Below are 4144 nucleotides of genomic sequence, written 5' to 3' on the forward strand. Positions count from 1 at the left end.
ACCCGCGACCCCGACCTTGGCAAGGTCGTGCTCTACCAACTGAGCTACTCTCGCATGTGGTTTTTTTAAAGAACGTGCTGCTTTCGGCCTCCGAAAACAGCGATGCAAATATATTGCTAATTTTTCTTTCTCCAAAAAGAATATTTAAAAAAACCGGAGAAATTAAGGCTTCACGCAGGAATCCTATTTCAGGCCTGAAAGCTTTTTGATTCCGTGCAATTTATTCAGTGCTTCCAGCGGAGTCAGATTGTCGATATTCAGATTTTTAATTTCGTCGCGAATTTGCTTCAGCACGGGGTCGTCGAGCTGAAAAAAGCTGAGCTGAAATCCCTCGCGCTGCTCTGCCATCCCCTCCAGTGGTTTGGCCAGACTGTCTTTCCGGTTGGCTTTTTCCAGCTGCCCCAGTATTTCGTTGGCCCGGTTAACCACTGAAGGTGGCATTCCCGCCATTTTAGCCACATGGATCCCGAAGCTGTGATTGCTTCCACCGCGCACGAGCTTACGCAAGAAAATCACCTTATTGCCCACTTCCTTGATAGTGACGTTGTAGTTCTTCACCCGTCCGAAAGATTTCTCCATTTCATTCAGCTCGTGATAGTGGGTGGCAAATAAAGTTTTGGCTTTGGCTTTCGGATGTTCGTGAATGTATTCCACAATCGACCAGGCAATGGAAATCCCATCGTAGGTTGATGTTCCGCGCCCCAACTCGTCCAACAGAATCAGGCTGCGATCCGACAGGTTGTTCAAAATGCTGGCCGCCTCATTCATTTCCACCATAAAGGTGGACTCACCCAGCGAGATATTGTCGGAAGCCCCCACCCGGGTAAAGATTTTATCGACATAGCCAATTTTAGCTGCCTTGGCAGGCACAAAGGATCCGATTTGAGCCATCAAGACAATCAAAGCCGTTTGTCGCAGCAAAGCCGACTTACCCGCCATATTGGGCCCGGTAATGATAATCACCTGCTGCTCGTCCTGATCCAGCAGCACATCGTTGCTGATGTAGCTCTCGCCAATGGGCAGTTGCTGCTCAATCACCGGGTGACGGCCATCTTTAATTTCGATCTTCACCGATTCATTGATCTCGGGCCGGTTATACTGGCACTCAACCGCTGAAGTAGCAAACGACAGCAGGCAATCGAGGCGGGCAATCACCGCCGCGTTCAACTGAACAGCTTGAATGTATTCGGACAAGGCTACAACTAGTTCGTTAAACAAACGGACTTCAAGTGCCAATATTTTTTCCTCGGCTCCGAGGATCTTACTTTCGTATTCCTTCAGCTCCTCGGTGATGTAGCGCTCGGCATTCACCAGCGTCTGCTTTCTGATCCACTCTTCGGGAACCTTATCTTTGTGCGAATTTCGAACTTCGATGTAATAGCCAAACACATTGTTGAAGGCGATTTTTAAGGATGTGATTCCTGTACGTTTCGATTCGCGCTCCTGCATTTGTGCCAGGTAGTCTTTGCCTGAATAAGCCAGTTTGCGCAATTCATCCAATTCCTCCGAAATTCCACTCTGAATCACATTTCCCCGGTTAACCAGCACCGGCGGGTCATTCATGATCTCACGCTCCATCCGTTCGCGGATCGATTTGCAGGGATTCAGCTGTTCGGCCATGCAGTTGAGCACCGGCTGATCAACACTTGCCGCATAATCCTTGATGGGCTCAATGGCACGCAAAGCATTGCGCAACTGCACCACTTCGCGCGGGTTGATCCGCCCGACAGCCACCTTGGAAATGATCCGCTCCAAATCTCCGATCTGTCGAATAAAGTCCGACAGTTCATCTTTCTCTGTCGCATGCTGGGTGAAATACTCCACCACCGAAAGCCGGTCGTTGATGGCCGAAATCTCTTTCAGCGGCAGTGCTATCCAGCGCTTCAGCATCCGTGAACCCATCGGCGAAATGGTTTTATCCAACACCTGGGCCAGGGTCATGGCGCCTTCGTTGATCACGCCAAAAAGCTCCAGGTTTCGAATGGTAAACCGATCGAGCCAAACGTACTTATCTTCTTCAATCCGCGAAAGCGAAGAAATATGCTGCACCTGGTGGTGCTGGGTCAGGTCGAGGTAGTGTAGGATAGCACCTGCCGCCATCACCCCGTAATTCAAATCCTGCACTCCAAATCCTTTCAGCGATTTGGTTTCAAAGTGCCGCAACAGGCGATCCATCGCCGCGTCTTGGGTATAAACCCAATCATCCATTGTATAGGTGTAAAACTTGCCACCAAACAGGGCAACAAAGTCATTCCCTTTTCCCCGCTGAAACAACACTTCTTTGGGTTTGAAGGAATTCAGCAATTTATCGATGTATTCAAACCCACCTTCGGCCGTAAGAAATTCGCCGGTTGAAATATCCAAAAACGCCACACCAGCCATCTTTTTATCGAAGTGAACAGAAGCCAAAAAATTGTTTTCGCGATGTTCCAGGATGTTGTCATTGATGGAAAGGCCGGGCGTGATCAGCTCGGTAATTCCGCGCTTGACAATTTTCTTGGTCATTTTGGGATCTTCCAGCTGCTCGCAAATGGCCACCCGCTGTCCTGCACGAACCAGCTTTGGCAAATAGGTATCCAGAGCATGGTACGGAAATCCGGCTAACTCAACATAGCTGGCCGCCCCATTGGCACGTCTGGTCAGGGTAATGCCCAGAATCTCGGCAGCTTTAATCGCATCTTCACCAAAGGTTTCATAAAAGTCGCCTACGCGAAAAAGCAACACGGCATCCGGGTGCTTGTCCTTGATGGCAAAATACTGCTTCATCAAGGGTGTCTCAACATATTTTTTTGATTGTGACAAATCGAAGTTGGGTTTTAATTTGAATGATCAACAAAGATATAAGATGTGCTTACAAGAATGAAAACCAGTCCAGCTTTGTTCAGCGAAACTTTTCAACAACTTGTTACAAAAAAAATTAGAATCAACCTTGTCTTCTCCTAAAAAACAGGAAACTATGCAGCAGCGCGCGGCACAGGACCATGAGCGTAATGAGGTAGAACCCCAATGGGAAAGCCTGTGGAATGATAAAATTGAACAGAAAAAACAACATCAGCCAAACCGACAGTGCTTTCCAATACCACAGGAGGGCTGGCCGCCATTTTCTGACCATCCACAAAAACATAAAAGGTAGGTTGGCTGGCACGGCCCACCACAGATTGTAATTGGTTTGCATGGCCGGATGTTCTGAGAAAGTAACAAACCACAATAACACCAGCCCAATCAATCCGGTAACAGACAGCAAAATATAGTCTGGCCAATCGCTAATTTGCTTGCTTTTAAACTGGCGGTAGCTCACAAACAAAATCACAAACAGGAGAATAGCAAGCACCACGCCCGGCGACAGAGGGTTCCACCCGGCCTCCTTTTTGTCCGGTTGAAACAGCGAGCGGGTTTCCTTTACCAAGGGTCGGCTAACATTTCCATCCTGAATTTGGGCGGTCGCGAAATGCTTGAAAATAAAATCGGGCAAAAACATTTCTTCCCAGGCTGTGGCTGTTTCGTCCGACGGGCTGCCTAGGGTGAGGTGAATGCCAAAATTTACCCAAGGCAGTACCTTTTGATATTCGTTGACATGTTTCCGAAAAGTCCAATCCAAGCCCGCTCCTTCCGGAAAAACAAGCTCACCCTCCACCTGATTTCCAACCACATCGCGCACACGCGTCGCACAATTATCGTAAAAGAAGTTGTAACGATACTCGCGGTTTTCCGGTTTGGAATTCCAAATCAAAAAGTCGAGCATTTGTTGCTTTTCGTCTGGTTTCAGATTTAGAACCTGCTCGTCAATACTCCGTCCACTTCGTTTGTAATTCTCAACAAAACGATCAAATTGCTCGGTTGCCAGCAGGTAATCCGTTTTTCCTTTGGCAAAGCGGTACACAAAATTAGGAGCGCTAAAGCTGAAAACTCCGTAATTAAACACCACGTCCAGCATCTGCTGCGGGTCCTGCACCCGGATAGCCGTATGTCCGTACAACGCATGAACCTGCTTGCTGGGGCCACAAGTTAAAACACTCATCTCGGCGGCATCGCTCAAATTAAGAGCCCTTCCCGAAAACGGGAAAACCAGAAAGAAAATAAGTACAATCGGAAGGACGATTTTTTTCACAACTTTTTTTATTCAAAAAAAACAAAAAAGCAGGTC

Annotated in this window: 2 protein-coding genes; both read right to left on the reverse strand. The window is 47.9% G+C overall.

The features are described 5' to 3' along the window. Positions 1–183 precede the first annotated feature (183 nt). The gene (mutS, locus tag AAC033_RS18505; protein ID WP_339740923.1) at positions 184–2766 is read right to left on the reverse strand and encodes a DNA mismatch repair protein MutS; all 2583 of its coding nucleotides are present in this window, start codon (positions 2764–2766) and stop codon (positions 184–186) included. A 157-nt stretch (positions 2767–2923) separates the two neighbouring features. Beyond that, positions 2924–4108, reverse strand: a complete 1185-nt coding sequence (locus AAC033_RS18510; RefSeq protein WP_339740925.1) for a DUF4105 domain-containing protein — start codon at positions 4106–4108, stop codon at positions 2924–2926. Positions 4109–4144: the final 36 nt, after the last annotated feature.

This window comes from uncultured Sunxiuqinia sp., from assembly GCF_963974515.1.
GTDB lineage: Bacteria > Bacteroidota > Bacteroidia > Bacteroidales > Prolixibacteraceae > Sunxiuqinia.

Coding starts and splice junctions, on each gene's coding strand:
- mutS (WP_339740923.1), bottom strand. CDS start 2,766: ATGAAGCAGTATTTTGCCATCAAGGACAAGCACCCGGATGCCGTGTTG.